We start from the raw sequence: 16,290 nt of genomic DNA on the forward strand, positions 1-16,290 counted from the left end.
TAATGAACAGAACTGGTATCATTATAAAAAAGCGAATTGTTTTAGTAAATATTCTGTTCGTCCTTTCCTTATTAGGAAAGGGCGAGAGCCTCGCCAACGAGAACAAGAGTGTTTATACGGTTCATCCACCGCACTTATCTGTTCCTAAGGGAGAGCCTGGTGAAATACGTCGAATTATTATGCAGTTTGATCATTGGACTTTGATTTGCGATGAAAAACAAAAGCTTAAGCAGGGCATATGTAATGTGACACAGACTGTTCATGATCAGGAGGGTGATACTATTTTTAGTTGGTCTCTTGTTTCTACGAAAAATGGTAAAGCAGCAATGCTCTTGCGAACGTTGCCAAATGCTGATACAAATATTCCTATTCAAATGTATGTAGAAGGTGTTAAAAAGCCTGTCCTTATTCATTATACGCAGTGTAGTAAAGCGCTCTGCTTGGCGCAGTCGGCGGTAGGACCAATTTTTACTAAACAAATAGAGCAGAACAAAGAGGTACGTATTTCCTATAAGGTTAAAGAAGGAAAGATATTTTCTTTCACTGTGCCATTTAAAGGGCTAAGTGCAGCACTTTATTCTTTACAACGATAAACTGTATAGAGTGTTTTTAGCAGGTATTATTTTTCATAAATCGTTGCATTTTATTTTCAGTTTTAAATAATGTAATTTAGTGAAAAGTTTTATACAATGTGATCCAGAGATATTTTATTCAAACTGGAGCGTATTTTACGAAGTTAAAATTATAATAAATTATTTATATGTAATAGATCAATCAGAATAGTTTTTTCTACATAGCTTATAGAGTGATCACGTTAGTGGTTCACAGTAAAAATGACTGAGAGTACGCAGTTTAAAATAGTAGAAATATCCATCTTGCGGGTAAGAAGGGTTGGTTTATTTCTGTAAAAGTTTGTTAAAGAATTTGAGATTGATCCTATTTGATACCAATAATTCTCAATTGGAGTACTGTAGTAGTTTTGATGATGATGTGACATAAGAATTCAGTTACTTTGCAGGGTGTAATTACAACATTGTTATTTCGTGAATACGAGGGAGAGTTATAGTTCAAAAAAATTCTAGGAGTATAAAATTATCTTTTTACAATAGAGATGCACTCCATGTGAACTATGTAAAAAGAGGCTAGCAAACTGCAAAACTGGATGTAAACGTGAATAATTAACTTACAATTTCAAATTCATAAAGAGAAGTACGACTTTGAGGGAATAACAAAAAGATTATTCAAAGACTTTAATGATGCCAACGTAGAAAGTCTTGATGATAAAAAAATAGGTAATGTTTTCTTGATATTTGTAATTTAATGCTGCATGGTTACTTTAGCTTTAGTAGTAAGCAGAAGAATTTTCGTATTTGTTTATTTTTGGAAAAACTCTCAAGGGATAAAGAAAAATAGCTCTATTAGATTATGGTTCAAAAGAATCAAGGGGAGGAAGAGCGTATGAGATCAGAGAAGAGCAATTGTGTATTCACAGTAATGGCAATAAAATAATCATTCTTTATTGTTAGAGACAAGGATGTTTCCTATTTCTGTTGATATAAAGAAACAACAGTAAAAAGAACATTATGAACAGAAACGGGTATTTATTCAATTGGGTACAGTTTTTTAATTTCACAGTAGGAGCAATTGTGAGTGTTAAAAAAAGTTTCTAAAAATCTTTTCTTCTAGGGTTTTCGTAATTAAAATTTCTGCTTCTTGATGCGGCACTTTATTTGGAAATCAATAATCGTCTTCTTATCGTAACCTAAGGTATTTTCGCATTGTTGATGTTTTTTCACGCATTGTACGATTTGGAGAAGGCTTAATAAACAGCGGCTTTCTTAATACACAAGCGGTAGGTGGTGCGTTTGAAGGATTAAAGCTTTGTTATTTAAAGCTAAAACAAAGATGCATTAAGCGTTATTGCTTGGTTGCAACAGAAACTTACTGTTCGGCGAAAAATGGCAGACATTTTATCAACGCGCTTTGGATGAGACAAGCTTTGAATTGGAAACTGTTGCTCGAGAAAAAAAAGTGCGTTTTGCTGTTTCGGGGTGTGGTATGCTTGTGGAGCCGAAGACTGATGCAAGTGTGCTTCTTGATGTTTCTCAAGAGCGTTTTTGCGTTTAACTGAACAGATTATAACGTGGGCTTTACTTTGGTGTTGTTATGCTTTCTGGGCGCTTTGGGGAAAGTGATGTTAGTTTAAATGACTTTTAAAAAATGAAAAGTTATGTTCAGAGTTTTTCAGGCCGTTATAAGTTGGGGACTCTAGCTCAAGGCTCAAAATTTCATCTTTAGGAAATTTCTGGAACTATTACGACTTTAATGGGAATACACTTAAGCTAGAATGTTATGATTGGAGGCAAGTTGATGGTATTGGATGAATAATACAGACATTACACTTATAATGAAACCTTTACTGTCATGGAACATAAAAACGAGTAACGAATTTTTGCATTGGACGAGAGGGAGGGTTTAATTTTAGCTGGTAGTTTTAGATGTTATTCAAGAAGTTTAACCCAGCCAATGATTAAGGCTTTTTGATTATGGGTTGAGAGAAGGAATTCTGATAGAATCGATGCTACACGATGGTGTATGGTATCTTCTAGCCAGGGAAAAGCTTTAAGCGCTAGCAGTTAGCAGAATACGGAGACAGTGAATAACGATGAAAAAAACGATAAAAACACCGACTGGCGGATATGGTGGTTCAGGATCCCATGAATTATATCAGCGTGTAAAGAAGAAGGCAGGAACCATTAAAGCATCGTCACGGCGATGGTTAGAGAGGCATTTGAATGACCCTTATGTTCATCAGTCAAAAGTGGATGGTTATCGTTCACGTGCGGCCTATAAGTTAATCGAAATTAATGAGCGCTATAAATTTCTCAAAAAGGGTCAAAAAGTTATTGATTTAGGAGCGGCACCGGGAGGGTGGTGTCAGGTCGTTGTACGTGCAGTAGGGAAAAGTGATCAAAAACCTAGTGTGGTTGGTATTGATTATTTGCATGTTGATCCGTTGCCTGGAGTTGTGATGTTGAAAATGGATTTTTTACATGCAGATGCACCGCAGAAGTTAATTGATGCTTTAGGGACGAAGCCAGATGTGGTTCTTTCTGATATGGCCGCACCAACAACAGGTCATCGTCAGACGGATCATTTAAGGACGGTTCATTTATGTGAAGTTGCTGCTAATTTTGCTCTTTCAGTGCTCAAGCCTGGAGGGCATTTTTTAGCAAAGGCTTTTCAAGGCGGAGCAGAAAACACTCTTCTCACTACATTGAAACAGAATTTTAAAACAGTTCACCACGTTAAACCACCTGCAAGCCGATCAGAGTCAGTGGAGCTTTATCTTTTAGCACTCGAACTTAAGGGAAAAACAGAAGTATCACAATAGCTTCTTCTTTTCAAAAGGCTTAAGTTTACTTACATATTTATAATGTAAGGATGTTTTCAAAGAGTTGTCGGTAATGCTGTTAATAGTTTTTCTTTCGTAAATGATGAAAAACTGGTAAAACTGATGCATTGCCTATAAAGGTAGAGGGATTGATTCCTCAGTGAGCGTTTCCAATGAAATTTCTTGATCAAGCTAAAGTCTATATTCGTTCTGGTAATGGAGGGACAGGGGCGATATCGTTTCGTCGTGAAAAATTCATTGAATTTGGGGGGCCTGATGGGGGGAACGGAGGACGTGGTGGTGATGTTTGGGCTCTTGTCGTTGACGGGCTCAACACGCTGATAGATTATCGCTATCAGCAACATTTTAGAGCAAAAACAGGAGGTCATGGTAAGGGGCGTAACATGTCGGGTGAAAAGGGTGATGATATCGTCCTTAAAGTGCCGGTTGGGACGCAAATTTTTGAAGAAGATAATGAGACATTAATCTGCGATTTAACGGAAGTTGGACAACGTTACCGCCTTGCAAAAGGAGGAAATGGCGGTTTTGGGAATCTCCATTTTGCGACATCCACTAACCGGGCACCTCGCCGCGCAAATCCAGGTTTAGCTGGGGAAGAGCGCACGCTGTGGCTGCGTTTGAAGTTAATTGCTGATGGCGGGCTTATTGGTTTGCCTAATGCTGGAAAGTCAACCTTTTTAGCATCAGTAACGGCTGCAAAACCAAAAGTTGCAGATTATCCTTTTACCACTCTCTATCCTCATCTTGGTGTTGCACGTGTTGATACCCGTGAATTTGTTTTGGCTGATATTCCTGGTTTGATTGAAGGGGCACATGAAGGTGTGGGGATTGGGGACCGTTTTTTAGGGCATGTAGAACGCTGTCGTGTTTTGCTTCATTTGATTTCTGCCCAAGAAGAAGATGTGGCAAAAGCATACCAGATTGTGCGTAATGAACTAAAGGCATATGGAAATAATCTGGGTGATAAGACTGAAATTATAGCTTTAAGTCAGATAGATATTCTCCCTATTGAAGAGCGTAAAGCCAAACAAGAAATTTTGCAAAGAGTCACGGGTAAAACTGTGATGATGTGTTCTGCAGTCAGTCGTGAAGGTTTAGAAAATGTGCTACGTGCTGTTGCACATATTATTGAAATGGCACGCAAAGAGGATGATAGTAGGGAACAGCAGGATTGATTAAATGGAAGTTAGATTGCAAAAACTTGCACACTATAAACGCATTGTGATCAAAGTTGGATCTGCACTTTTGGTCGATCCTCAGTTAGGTTTACGCACTGAATGGCTTAACAGTTTGATAAGTGATGTTGTCAAGTTGCGTCAAAAAGGTGTTGAGATTTTATTGGTGTCTTCAGGCGCTATCGCTTTAGGAAGGACATTGTTACAACTTTCTAAGGGGGCTTTAAAATTAGAAGAGAGTCAGGCGTGTGCTGCTTTAGGACAAATTGAATTAGCTAAAACATATAGTGATGCGCTTGCTCAATATGGATTAAAAACGGGTCAAGTTTTACTCACTCTATTTGATACAGAAGAACGACGACGTTATCTTAATGCACGTGCTACTATTAATGTACTTTTGCGTTTTGGAGCGGTTCCCGTTATTAATGAAAATGATACTGTAGCAACAAGTGAAATTCGCTATGGTGATAATGATCGTTTAGCGGCACGTGTGGCAACGATGATGGGTTCGGATCTTTTAATACTTTTATCAGATATAGATGGCCTTTATACGAAGTCTCCTCATCGTGATCCAACGGCTGAATTTATTCCTTTTATTGAATCAATCACGAGTGATATTGAAAAAATGGCAGATGTTGCTGCTTCAGAGTTTTCTCGTGGAGGAATGAAGACCAAGCTTGATGCTGGAAAAATAGCAAACTCTGCTGGAACGGCGATGATAATTACTTCAGGCAAGCGTATGAATCCTCTTGCGGCGATTGACAGAGGGGAACGCAGAAGTTTTTTTGCTGCTAGTGAAAAGCCTGTAAACGCTTGGAAAACGTGGATTTCTGGTCATTTAGATCCATCTGGTATTTTGACGGTTGATCAGGGAGCGGTGAAGGCTCTTGAAACTGGAAAATCATTATTAGCTGCAGGAGTTGTTGCGGTTGAGGGCAGGTTCAATCGTGGAGATACTGTTGCGATTGTTGATGCAAATGGAATTGAGATTGCCCGTGGACTTGTGAGTTATGGTAAAGATGAAGTTATACGCATTATGGGGTGTAAAAGCGAAGAAATTGAATCTATCCTTGGATATGAAGCACGCTCTGCTATGGTGCATCGTAATGATATGGTTTTACGCTGCTTGACCACTTCTGCTTAAAAAGTTATCTTTTACCTTGTATATTATCTCGGTAGAGTGAGTGAATATATGGCTTTAAAAGAACAGATGAAAGACATGGGGCGGAAAGCTTGCAATGCCGCAGCGGTACTAGCTGTTATGTCTTCTGAACAAAAGAACAAAGCATTAGAAATGATAGCTTTGAGCCTAGAGGCTCAATCAGCTGAAATCTTACGAGCTAATCGTCAGGATTTAGCGAACGCTGCTCATAATAATTTGAAGGCAGCGATGGTTGATCGGCTCAAGTTAGATGAATTACGTTTGCGTGCAATCATAGACAGTGTTCGCCAAGTTGCTTATTTGCCTGATCCTATTGGACAAGTGATGAGTGAATGGATACGTCCAAATGGGCTTCATATTAGCCGTGTCCGTACACCTCTTGGTGTGATTGGTATCATTTACGAAAGTCGACCAAATGTTACCATTGATGCAAGCGCTTTGTGTTTGAAGGCTGGAAATGCTGCAATTTTACGTGGAGGTTCGGATAGTTTTCATTCTTCTCATGCACTTCATTCGGCGTTGGTGAGAGGATTGGAAGAAGCTGGTTTTCCTAAAGATGCCGTTCAAATGGTTGGAACGACAGACCGTGGTGCTGTTGGAGAAATGCTTAGGGGCTTGGACGGTATGATTGATGTTATTATACCCCGTGGTGGAAAAAACCTTGTTGCACGCGTTCAGTCTGATGCACGTGTTCCGATTTTTGCGCATTTAGAGGGGCTCTGTCATATTTATATTGATCAATCGGCAGATTTAGATATGGCGCGTAATATTGTTTTAAATGCAAAGTTGCGGCGAACAGGTATATGTGGCGCTGTTGAGACAGTTCTCATTGATCGTCAAGCATTAAAAAAGTTTCTTCCTGTTCTGACTATTTTACAGGAGAAGGGGTGTGAAATTCGTGCAACAGAAGATATTGTTTTTCTTATGCAAGGCGTCAAATTAGCCTCTGAAGAAGATTGGTCGCGCGAGTATCTTGATACAATTCTTTCTGTCAAAACAGTTGAAGGTATTGAGGGAGCTATTGCGCATATTCAACGTTATTCATCGGGGCATACGGAATCGATTATTGCTGAGGATATAAGGGTGGTAAAAATATTTTTTAATCGTTTAGATTCGGCTATTTTGCTTCATAATGCATCTACACAATTTGCTGATGGAGGTGAATTTGGTTTTGGAGCAGAAATTGGTATCGCAACAGGAAAAATGCATGCGCGTGGTCCTATAGGTGTTGAACAACTGACATCATTTCAGTATCATATTAAAGGAAATGGACAGATTAGGCCTTGAAAAATATATTTTTTCCTTGGAAAGATCGCATGCCACATGTTGAAAGATCTAATGTTGTAGGTCTCTTTGGTGGGTCTTTTAATCCACCACATGTTGGGCATCTTCTTGTTGCAAAAATTGCAATTCGGCGTTTATGTCTTGATCAATTATGGTGGATGGTAACTCCTAGAAACCCTTTAAAAGATTGTATGCACTTACCATCTTTAGATGAGAGAATGCGGCTAAGTGCTAAGCTCATTGATCATCCAAAGATTCGTGTAACGGGTTTTGAGCAGGCCATAGGCAGTAAAGTATCAGTAGATACAATTTCTCATATTCTTACGCATTGCCGCGGGGTACGTTTTGTGTGGGTTATGGGGGCAGATAGTTTTGCAATGTTTCATCATTGGCACCGATGGCATGATATCGTATCTATGCTTCCTATTGCAGTTATTGATCGTCCTTTTGTGCATATGCCAGCACTTTCTTCTTTTATGGCGCACATTTATCGTTCTTTTCGTTTAGATGAGAGAGAAAGTATACGATTACCTTTTATGAAACCACCGGCTTGGACTTATTTACATGGACCTTTGTCTTTTCAGTCCTCAACGAATCTTCGTTTAAAGAAGAATGATTTTCTTGAATATTTTTAAGATTCTGCTTTTTTGAGAGAGGTTCTTCTTTGTTTATACTCCAAACGATAAGAAAGGATATTGATCTGGAAAACGTTTCACAAAAACACTCTTACAGTATTGCATCAGCTACAGAAAAAATTTTTTTTTCTGTAGCTGATGGTCTTAAAATTATTCTCAATAGTTTGGAGGATACAAAAGCAGAAGATATAGTTTCCATTGATATTCATGGTAAGTCATCTTTAGCTGATTACATGGTTATAGCTTCAGCACATTCACAGCGTCATGTATCTGCTGTTGCTGGCCATTTGTTATGTGCCTGGAAAGATAGTGGATATGGTCGTGCAAGTGTGGAAGGGCTCGCGGGAGGTGATTGGGTATTGATTGATACCGGTGATATTATCGTTCATCTTTTTCGTCCAGAAATTCGTCTCTTTTACAATTTAGAAAAGATGTGGCTTGCTCCGGATTTAAACGATACAAAGTCGGTTCACTTTGGAGATCATTAACATGCAAATTTCTATTTTTGCTGTTGGTCGCATGAAGAAGGGGGCAGGGCGTGAATTGGTTCATCATTATTTGGATCGTTTTTCTAGAAGTTCTGAAGCTGTGGGGTTCCATTTAAAAAAACTACAGGAGATATCAGAAAGTCGTGCTCAGACAGCGTGTCAACGCATGGAAGAAGAGGGAAGAAAGCTTATCGAGTTTTTGCCTGAAAAGTGTCGATTAATCGTGTTGGATGAGCGTGGAAAGTCGATTTCATCGTCTGCTTTTGCTGAAAAATTGGAGTTTTATCGCGATGAAGGTGTTCGTGATGTAATAATTGCTTTGGGGGGGCCTGATGGGCATAATGAACAGATAAGAAGTCGCGCTGATTTTCTTTTATCTTTTGGTTGTATGACGTGGCCACATCAAATTGTGCGTATATTACTTATAGAACAGCTTTATCGGGCTGTAACAATTGTTAGTAATCATCCTTATCATCGTGTTTAACATTTTTATGCAATTTTGGGCATCTATTAGTGCATTTATTAATATTGTTTTAGGTGACACCATTTAAAGCATTTCTAATTTATGAGATGACACTTAATGGTTGGACAAATGAAGAAGCTTCTTCATAGAAAGATACAATGTTTATATGAGGAATGCGTAATATTTGTCGTGCTATTCTTAAGTATGGCGTTTTGCTTTTCTGTATCGCATGCTGAAGATAGTGTGAATAGTATAGAAGCAGCGCATAAAGCGTTGAGAGAAATTCATCAAAATATTTCTATCTCCCGTGAGCGTGTTACTTTTCTTGCACGCCAAGTGGAGGGTTTAAAGAAAGATCAGCGTGCTTTGAGCGATGCATTAATAAAAGCTGCTAAAGTAGAACGTGTAGTAGCAAATGATATTGCTGAAAGGGAAAAAAAGCTAAAAAAAATGATAGAAAAGCGAGTACACGTTCATCAAAGTTTAAAAAGCCGTCGCGCTGAATTTGCAGAAGTTCTTGCTATTTTAGAACGTATGGGGCTGAATCCACCTCCTGCTCTTATGGTGCGGCCTGAGGATGTGTTAGCTTCTGTACGTAGTTCTGTTTTATTAGGGGCTATTATTCTTAAGATGCAAGAGAAAACAAAGGCTTTAACAGAGAATCTCAAGGAGTTGACCAATTTGAGCAATTCAATTGCTACGGAATATGCGGCTTTAAAGATTAAAATGCAAAATCAAGCAGAACAGAGAAAGCGTCTAGAGCTTTTATTAGACAAAAAAGCCAAACTGCGAAAAAAATCAGAAGAAGAGCTTACAGAGCAGCAACAAAAAAATATTGTTCTTGCTAAAAAAGCGCGGTCTTTGGAAGAGTTGATTTCAGAGCTTGATCGTCAATCAAAACTTAGTTCTGATGTATCAATACAGGTAAGGAAAAATTTACAATTGTTAGAGAAGTCCAATTTTGAAAGTAGAAAAGGTTCTTTACTGTTTCCTGTTTTTGGAAAAAGAGTTCAGCATGCTCATAACAGTTCGCATATTACACGCTTTGGTGAAATGATTGAAACAGAATCAGCGGCTGTTGTTATATCACCTGCTGATGCTCTTGTTGCTTTTGCTGGACCATTTCGTTCTTACGGGCAGTTAATCATTCTCAATGTTGGAAATGGTTATCATATCATTCTTATTGGGATGTCGAGAATTAACGTAACTCAGGGGCAGTTTGTTCTTGCAGGTGAACCTCTTGGAATGATGGGGATGAAATTTATTGCGAACAGTGTTGCATTGGATATAGGAAAAACTGCTCCAATGCTTTACATTGAGTTTAGAAAGCGGGGGAGGGTTGTAAATCCAACTCCTTGGTGGCGAACTGAAAAAACGAGAAGGAACCAAAATGATTCGTAAAGTTATTCTTTTGGTCGCTGGGGTATTGCTCGGCGCGAGTTCAATGATTATGGTGCAGTCTGTTGCTGCTAACAATGAAGGTGATGCGTATAAGCAGCTGGCCATATTTGGCGATATCTTTGAACGAGTACGTATGCAATACGTGACGGTTCCAGATGATAAAAAGCTTATTGAAAATGCTATCAATGGGATGCTTACATCACTTGATCCTCATTCATCTTATATGAATGCTGAAGAAGCCAAGGAAATGAGGGATTCTACGAAGGGAGAATTCGGAGGCCTTGGCATTGAAGTCACCATGGAGAAAAACTTAATTAAAGTTGTTTCTCCAATGGATGATACACCTGCTTCAAAAGCAGGTATTTTGGCAGGGGATCTCATTTCAAAAATTGATGGGGTGCAGACGAATGGTCAAACATTAAATGAAGCTGTTAATAAGATGCGGGGAGCTCCTGGAACACCAATTACGTTGACAATTATTCGTTCCGGTGTTGATAAGCCACTTGAAATTAAAGTCGTTCGTGATATCATCAAAGTGAAGGCGGTAAAATATCGCGTTGAGAATGATGTTGGGTATTTAAGAATCATTCAGTTTTCTGAGCAGACTTTTGGTAACCTTCAGGCGGCAATTAAAGATATTCAATCTAAAGTGCCTCAAGATAAATTGAAAGGATATGTTCTTGATTTGCGGCTTAATCCTGGTGGGCTTTTAGACCAAGCTATTAGTGTTTCTGGTGCCTTTCTCAATAAAGGTGAGATTGTATCAACCCGCGGGCGTAAAAAGAGTGATGTGACAAGGTTTGATGCTAAACCGGGGGATATCATCAATGGAAAACCTCTCATTGTACTCATTAATGGTGGTTCGGCAAGTGCTTCTGAAATTGTCGCAGGTGCATTACAAGATCATCGTCGTGCTACAATTTTAGGTACACAATCTTTCGGGAAGGGATCTGTTCAAACGATTATCCCGTTGGGTGAAAATGGTGCTTTACGCTTAACAACAGCACTTTATTATACACCGTCTGGCACTTCAATTCAGGGAACTGGGATCACTCCTGATATTACTGTAGAGCAACCACTACCTGAAAAATATAAAGGCTATGATGTAAAAGTTGGTGAATCTGCATTAAAAGGGCATATCAAAGGGAAAAGAGAAAGCAATAAAGGGTCTGGTTCAGCTGCTTTTGTTCCGCAAGACCCTAAAGATGATGTTCAATTGAATGAGGCTTATAAGCTGTTACGGGGTGAAATGGCAAATGCAGCATTTCCATCAGATCCCAATAAGGATATTTTAAAGTGAGAAAGAGTGTCTACAGCTATGATTTTTGAGGATAATTGAATGGATACAGTGATTAATTTGAAAGCTCTTCCTTATCGGAAGTGTGTTGGGATTGTTGTATTTAATCATGCAGGTAAAGTTTGGGTTGGGCGCCGTTTAGTGACGTGCGCTCATGTCAGTGCCGAAATGTCTAATCGTTGGCAGCTCCCTCAAGGGGGGATCGATGAGAATGAAGAGCCATTAGATGCAGCATGCCGTGAACTTTATGAAGAAACGGGTATCCGGTCTGTAAAGTTGATTAAGGAAGCACAGGGTTGGTTTCATTATGATTTCCCACAAGAAATTATTGGGTGCACATTAAGTAATAAATATCGTGGACAAATACAAAAATGGTTTGCTTTTCAATTTACGGGAGACCTTTCTGAAATCACGATTAATCCCCCACCAGATGGTAATAAAGCAGAATTTGACCAGTGGAAATGGGTTGATCTAGAAACCCTTCCTTCGATTGTTATCTCTTTCAAAAAGCATGTTTATATAAAAGTGGTCAATGAATTTCGAGGTAGCTTTAAGCGATTATAAAAGCTATACAATATAAAAAGCTATTTTTTATTAAGATGCTTTATATTATGTAAAATTATTAAAAGATAATAAGCATACTTCTCTTTTATATGAAGAATTGGAATATAATATGAAAAAGTTATTTAATTTACCTATAATCTTTACTCTCTTGAGTATTTCTTCTGTAGCATTTGCATCAGGTGTGAAGTCTACTGCAACGAAAGATGCAGCAGCAACATTGCCAAATGGTGCTTCTTCTTTGGCTGAAACCTACGGTTTGTGGACCATTAGGTGTGGTATAGAAGAGGGAAAAAAAGTTTGTTTTATGCACCGTCAGGAAGTGAATGATCAGGGTCGAGTCGTTGTGGCTATGAACGTTACTCTCAATGCTGATGGTGTTGTATCTGGTAATTTAACGGTTCCTTTTGGTATTGTGGTCTCTAAGCCTGTTCATTTACAAGTCGATGAAGGGAAGGCTGTTATCAAGACCGGTATTCGGACTTGTGTACCAGCAGGTTGCGTTGTTCCAGTAGTTTTTGACAAAAATCATGTGACAACTTTACGTGCTGGAAAGCATTTGAAGTTGGCTATGACAATTGCTGCTCCAGGTGAGCCATCTTTGGATAATTTGTTTGTTCAGCTGAATGGTTTTAGCAAGGCTCTTGATCGTTTGACTGCTTTGCAGAAATAATCTTAAAAATACAACGAAAACGGCCTTTTAAGGCCGTTTTTAGTTTAAGCGTTATTATAGTATACTTACAGTTAAAATGGTGAGATTATTGTATAAGGGGTGTTCTTTTTAGATTATTCGCCGTTACTTCCGTTTTAATCAGCTATTTTTTATTTCGATATTTGTTTGCTGGGTTTTATCGTCATTATAATATAGAGATGAAGAATTTGGATGTTTGATTTCCTTTTCATGGAAAAAGGGATGTTGGAGTGTAAAACCATTGTTTGATAAACAGACTGATTTTAATGAAAGTTCTAATACGATCTTTTGTTTCTTTGATTGAAAGAGGAATAAAGCATGGTGTATACATTGCTTCAAGCTATTGATCTTATTTTCAGTATTTATATTGATATTTTAATCGCAAGTGTCATTTTGTCTTGGCTTCATGTATTTAATATCATAAATGCACGCAATCGTTTTGTTGTTTTGATAGGAAGCTTTCTGTATCGCTTTACTGAGCCAGTTTTAAGTCGTATCCGGCAGGTTTTACCAAATTTTGGAACAATTGATATTTCGCCTGTTGTAGTGTTCATAATTATTTATTTTATTCGTATCTTTATGTGGCGCGCTTATGCAAATATGTATCTATAGAAATACTGCATGAGATGAATGAAGATGTTCCATCAATTTGATACGAATGGTTTAATTTTGTTTGTATACCTCATCCCCAAAGCTTCCGTTGACAGAATAATGGGGGTTGAATGTAGAGATAACGGAAAACAATATTTGATTGTACGTCTTCGTGCTGTTCCTGAAGATGGAAAGGCAAATAGAGCTCTCATTAAATTTTTAGCGAAGCAATGGAAAGTTCCATCTTCTTGTATTTCTCTTAAGAGTGGCGCAACATCTCGCTACAAACAGCTCCACTTTTCAACACACTTGGAAGAGCTAAAGCAGATATGGCAATCTTTAAGAGATTGCATTTCAAAAAAATAAGCTTTTATTTTTTTTAGTTATGTTTCTTTATTGATTGCGTTCAATAGCTTGTTTAATTAATTCATGTGCAAAATTTTTATCACGCCAACCTTTAATTTTAGCCCATTTCCCAGGTTCAAGATCTTTGTAATGTTCGAAGAAATGCTCGATTTGCTTTAGTGTAATTTCAGGAAGATCTGTATAGTTATGAACATTGATATAGCGTTTTGTTAATTTTGGAGTAGGGATGGCAATAATTTTTTCATCTTTGCCACCGTCATCTTCCATAATTAGAGCACCGATGGGGCAAACATTAATAACACAACCAGGAATAAGTGGACGGGTATTACAAATAAGAACATCAATGGGATCACCGTCTTCTGAAAGAGTATGTGGGACAAAACCATAATTTCCGGGATAAGCCATTGATGTATGAAGAAAACGATCAACAAATAAGGCTTCCGATTTTTTGTCCATCTCATATTTTATTGGCTGACCACCAAGAGAAACTTCTACAATGACATTGATATCTTCTGGTGGATTTTTACCAACGGGTATTTCCTTAATATTCATGTAAATATCCTTTCTAGAGTGTGATGAAGCTAGATACAATAAAATATTTTGATCGAGAAAGTCATGAAATTAGGTTGAATTTGATGAGCGTGTTTTTTCAAAACGTTTACGTTCATTGGGGTCAAGATAGAGTTTGCGTAGACGAATATTTTTAGGGGTTACTTCTACAAGTTCATCATCTTGTATCCACGATAGAGCACGTTCGAGTGTCATTTTGATAGGAGGAGTTAATTTTATGGCTTCATCTTTTCCAGAAGCGCGCATGTTGGTTAGCTTTTTTCCTTTTAAAACGTTTACTTCTAAGTCGTTGTCACGTGAGTGAATGCCAATAATCATGCCTTGATAGACTTTAACACCGGCATCGATCACCATAGGTCCACGGTCTTCAAGGTTAAAAAGAGCATAAGCGACAGATTCACCGCTATCATTTGAAATCATAACACCATTGACACGGCCACTAATGTCTCCTTTATAAGGTTCATAGGCATGGAAAAGACGATTCATAATAGCTGTACCACGTGTGTCAGTTAAAAGTTCAGATTGGTAACCTATGAGCCCTCGAGTTGGTGCGTAAAAGACAAGACGGACACGATTTCCTCCAGAGGGACGCAATTCAACCATTTCACCTTTACGCTCAGACATTTTTTGAACAACAGTTCCGGAGTATTCCTCATCAACATCGATAACAACTTCTTCGATTGGTTCAAGAGTTTCTCCGTTTTCATCCTTTTGCATCACGACACGTGGACGTGAAACACTAAGCTCAAATCCTTCACGACGCATATTTTCGATGAGAACTGCAAGTTGGAGCTCTCCTCGTCCTGAAACATAGAAAGAGTCTTTATCAGCTGATTCTTCAATTTTAAGGGCCACATTACCTTCTGCTTCTTTCAACAAACGGTCACGAATGACACGGCTTGTTACTTTATCTCCTTCTGTTCCAGCGAGAGGGCTGTCATTGACTAGAAAGCTCATAGTAACAGTGGGAGGATCAATTGGTTGAGCGGTGAGAGGTTCATTGACTGCAGGATCACAGAAAGTATCGGCAACGGTACCTTTTTGTAGACCTGCAATTGCGACAATATCACCTGCAACACTTTCTTCAATAGGTTGCCGTTCCAGCCCACGAAATGCCAAAATTTTCGAAATACGTCCAGTTTCTAAAAGCTTTCCATCTTGTCCAAGAACCTTGACATTTTGATTGGGTTTTATAGAGCCTGAATGAATGCGCCCTGTAATAATGCGTCCTAGAAATGGATCTGCTTCCAGAATAGTCCCTATCATACGGAATGGTCCTTCAGCTACGCTAGGAGAAGGGACATGGCGAGTTACAAGATCAAACAAAGGACTTAGTCCTTGATCTTTCGGTCCTTCCGGTGATTCGGCCATCCATCCATCGCGGCCTGATCCATAAAGAACGGGAAAATCAAGTTGTTCATCGGTTGCGTCAAGAGCGGCGAAAAGATCAAAAACTTCGTTGATAACTTCATCAGCACGTGCATCAGCTCGGTCAATTTTATTGATAGCAACAATCGGGCGTAAACCCACTTTCAATGCTTTTCCAACAACAAATTTTGTTTGTGGCATCGGACCTTCAGCGGCGTCAACAAGCACGATTGCTCCGTCTACCATATTCAAAATACGTTCAACTTCTCCACCAAAATCAGCATGCCCCGGTGTATCAACGATGTTAATTCGGGTATCTTTCCAAACAACGGACGTCACTTTTGCTAGAATTGTAATTCCGCGTTCTTTTTCAATGTCGTTTGAATCCATCATACGCTCACTGGTACGCTGATTATCGCGAAAGTTTCCTGATTGTTTGAGAAGCTCATCTACGAGTGTTGTTTTGCCATGGTCAACGTGGGCAATGATAGCGATATTACGCAATTGCATAAACTTTCTTCTTTTCGTTTAGTGAAATTTCATTTGAGGAAGCGCTGTTACGCTTCTGATCTTATTATTACAAAACCTTTTACATGTTTTTTTATAATTTTGGAAGAGGAGTAAATATTTTTATGGAAAAGTGTTTGCAATGGTTTTTTCTTGTGTGAGCATTTTTATGAGGTATAGGCTAAGAAAAAACAGTAATGCAATTTGCTCTCCTATAATCAAAGTATTGTACATTAGTAGATTTAGTAGCTGTTACCTGTAAATAAATATCCAAATCTGATGCAGTTGTGTATTGGCAAGGTGTTGACTTATAATT

17 protein-coding genes are annotated in these 16,290 nt (G+C 38.5%); 15 read left to right on the top strand and 2 right to left on the bottom strand.

All coding sequences use genetic code 11. The features are described 5' to 3' along the window. The first annotated feature begins 2 nt into the window (after positions 1-2). The 15 genes from V3564_RS00260 (at position 3) to V3564_RS00330 (ending at position 13,529) form a co-directional block, all read left to right on the top strand. On the top strand, positions 3-593 hold the full coding sequence (locus V3564_RS00260) for an invasion associated locus B family protein (protein WP_455480872.1): 591 nt from the start codon (positions 3-5) through the stop codon (positions 591-593). A 1,327-nt stretch (positions 594-1,920) separates the two neighbouring features. Beyond that, entirely contained in the window at positions 1,921-2,127 is a 207-nt protein-coding gene (locus tag V3564_RS00265) for a hypothetical protein (protein WP_455480873.1), read from the top strand. A gap of 538 nt (positions 2,128-2,665) precedes the next feature. Then, complete coding sequence (locus tag V3564_RS00270; protein ID WP_455480874.1) at positions 2,666-3,394, top strand: RlmE family RNA methyltransferase; 729 nt, start codon at positions 2,666-2,668, stop codon at positions 3,392-3,394. 173 nt (positions 3,395-3,567) lie between these two features. Then, entirely contained in the window at positions 3,568-4,590 is a 1,023-nt protein-coding gene (gene obgE, locus V3564_RS00275; RefSeq protein WP_455480875.1) for a GTPase ObgE, read from the top strand. Positions 4,591-4,594: 4 nt separating this feature from the next. Continuing rightward, positions 4,595-5,734, top strand: a complete 1,140-nt coding sequence (gene proB, locus V3564_RS00280; protein WP_455480876.1) for a glutamate 5-kinase — start codon at positions 4,595-4,597, stop codon at positions 5,732-5,734. Between the two features lie 48 nt (positions 5,735-5,782). Beyond that, positions 5,783-7,039 (top strand): glutamate-5-semialdehyde dehydrogenase, encoded by a 1,257-nt coding sequence (locus tag V3564_RS00285; RefSeq protein ID WP_455480877.1) that lies wholly within the window; start codon positions 5,783-5,785, stop codon positions 7,037-7,039. A 29-nt stretch (positions 7,040-7,068) separates the two neighbouring features. Next, the gene (locus V3564_RS00290; RefSeq protein ID WP_455480878.1) at positions 7,069-7,671 is read left to right on the top strand and encodes a nicotinate-nucleotide adenylyltransferase; all 603 of its coding nucleotides are present in this window, start codon (positions 7,069-7,071) and stop codon (positions 7,669-7,671) included. A gap of 35 nt (positions 7,672-7,706) precedes the next feature. After that, the gene (gene rsfS / locus V3564_RS00295; RefSeq protein ID WP_455481484.1) at positions 7,707-8,159 is read left to right on the top strand and encodes a ribosome silencing factor; all 453 of its coding nucleotides are present in this window, start codon (positions 7,707-7,709) and stop codon (positions 8,157-8,159) included. 1 nt (position 8,160) lies between these two features. Beyond that, positions 8,161-8,643 carry a 23S rRNA (pseudouridine(1915)-N(3))-methyltransferase RlmH gene (gene rlmH, locus V3564_RS00300; protein WP_455480879.1) on the top strand — a complete coding sequence of 161 codons (483 nt, stop codon included), beginning with the start codon at positions 8,161-8,163 and terminating at the stop codon, positions 8,641-8,643. 96 nt (positions 8,644-8,739) lie between these two features. Then, positions 8,740-10,023 carry a murein hydrolase activator EnvC family protein gene (locus V3564_RS00305; RefSeq protein ID WP_455480880.1) on the top strand — a complete coding sequence of 428 codons (1,284 nt, stop codon included), beginning with the start codon at positions 8,740-8,742 and terminating at the stop codon, positions 10,021-10,023. After that, on the top strand, positions 10,013-11,323 hold the full coding sequence (locus tag V3564_RS00310) for a S41 family peptidase (protein WP_455480881.1): 1,311 nt from the start codon (positions 10,013-10,015) through the stop codon (positions 11,321-11,323). The genes V3564_RS00305 and V3564_RS00310 overlap by 11 nt, the downstream gene beginning before the upstream one ends. Before the next feature lie 39 nt (positions 11,324-11,362). Next, positions 11,363-11,884 (top strand): RNA pyrophosphohydrolase, encoded by a 522-nt coding sequence (locus tag V3564_RS00315; protein ID WP_455480882.1) that lies wholly within the window; start codon positions 11,363-11,365, stop codon positions 11,882-11,884. A 109-nt stretch (positions 11,885-11,993) separates the two neighbouring features. Beyond that, on the top strand, positions 11,994-12,554 hold the full coding sequence (locus tag V3564_RS00320; protein ID WP_455480883.1) for an invasion associated locus B family protein: 561 nt from the start codon (positions 11,994-11,996) through the stop codon (positions 12,552-12,554). A gap of 336 nt (positions 12,555-12,890) precedes the next feature. Then, positions 12,891-13,184 (top strand): YggT family protein, encoded by a 294-nt coding sequence (locus V3564_RS00325; protein WP_455480884.1) that lies wholly within the window; start codon positions 12,891-12,893, stop codon positions 13,182-13,184. Positions 13,185-13,208: 24 nt separating this feature from the next. Continuing rightward, on the top strand, positions 13,209-13,529 hold the full coding sequence (locus V3564_RS00330) for a DUF167 domain-containing protein (protein WP_455480885.1): 321 nt from the start codon (positions 13,209-13,211) through the stop codon (positions 13,527-13,529). A 27-nt stretch (positions 13,530-13,556) separates the two neighbouring features. Here the strand turns inward: V3564_RS00330 and ppa are convergent, their stop codons facing one another. Together ppa and typA are read right to left on the bottom strand one after the other, a co-directional pair. Continuing rightward, on the bottom strand, positions 13,557-14,081 hold the full coding sequence (gene ppa, locus V3564_RS00335; protein WP_455480886.1) for an inorganic diphosphatase: 525 nt from the start codon (positions 14,079-14,081) through the stop codon (positions 13,557-13,559). Positions 14,082-14,150: 69 nt separating this feature from the next. Beyond that, positions 14,151-15,977, bottom strand: a complete 1,827-nt coding sequence (gene typA, locus V3564_RS00340; protein WP_455480887.1) for a translational GTPase TypA — start codon at positions 15,975-15,977, stop codon at positions 14,151-14,153. Positions 15,978-16,290: the final 313 nt, after the last annotated feature.

The organism is Bartonella sp. B12(2025) (assembly GCF_053795135.1).

What these genes read in the sequence shown, in the direction of transcription:
- V3564_RS00260 (WP_455480872.1), top strand. Translation starts at nt 3, where the DNA reads ATGAACAGAACTGGTATCATTATAAAAAAGCGAATTGTTTTAGTAAAT.
- obgE (WP_455480875.1), top strand. Translation starts at nt 3,568, where the DNA reads ATGAAATTTCTTGATCAAGCTAAAGTCTATATTCGTTCTGGTAATGGA.
- V3564_RS00325 (WP_455480884.1), top strand. Translation starts at nt 12,891, where the DNA reads ATGGTGTATACATTGCTTCAAGCTATTGATCTTATTTTCAGTATTTAT.
- V3564_RS00330 (WP_455480885.1), top strand. Translation starts at nt 13,209, where the DNA reads ATGTTCCATCAATTTGATACGAATGGTTTAATTTTGTTTGTATACCTC.
- V3564_RS00310 (WP_455480881.1), top strand. Translation starts at nt 10,013, where the DNA reads ATGATTCGTAAAGTTATTCTTTTGGTCGCTGGGGTATTGCTCGGCGCG.
- V3564_RS00285 (WP_455480877.1), top strand. Translation starts at nt 5,783, where the DNA reads ATGGCTTTAAAAGAACAGATGAAAGACATGGGGCGGAAAGCTTGCAAT.
- rlmH (WP_455480879.1), top strand. Translation starts at nt 8,161, where the DNA reads ATGCAAATTTCTATTTTTGCTGTTGGTCGCATGAAGAAGGGGGCAGGG.
- V3564_RS00290 (WP_455480878.1), top strand. Translation starts at nt 7,069, where the DNA reads ATGCCACATGTTGAAAGATCTAATGTTGTAGGTCTCTTTGGTGGGTCT.
- V3564_RS00320 (WP_455480883.1), top strand. Translation starts at nt 11,994, where the DNA reads ATGAAAAAGTTATTTAATTTACCTATAATCTTTACTCTCTTGAGTATT.
- typA (WP_455480887.1), bottom strand. Translation starts at nt 15,977, where the DNA reads ATGCAATTGCGTAATATCGCTATCATTGCCCACGTTGACCATGGCAAA.
- V3564_RS00270 (WP_455480874.1), top strand. Translation starts at nt 2,666, where the DNA reads ATGAAAAAAACGATAAAAACACCGACTGGCGGATATGGTGGTTCAGGA.
- ppa (WP_455480886.1), bottom strand. Translation starts at nt 14,081, where the DNA reads ATGAATATTAAGGAAATACCCGTTGGTAAAAATCCACCAGAAGATATC.
- V3564_RS00315 (WP_455480882.1), top strand. Translation starts at nt 11,363, where the DNA reads ATGGATACAGTGATTAATTTGAAAGCTCTTCCTTATCGGAAGTGTGTT.
- V3564_RS00305 (WP_455480880.1), top strand. Translation starts at nt 8,740, where the DNA reads ATGGTTGGACAAATGAAGAAGCTTCTTCATAGAAAGATACAATGTTTA.
- proB (WP_455480876.1), top strand. Translation starts at nt 4,595, where the DNA reads ATGGAAGTTAGATTGCAAAAACTTGCACACTATAAACGCATTGTGATC.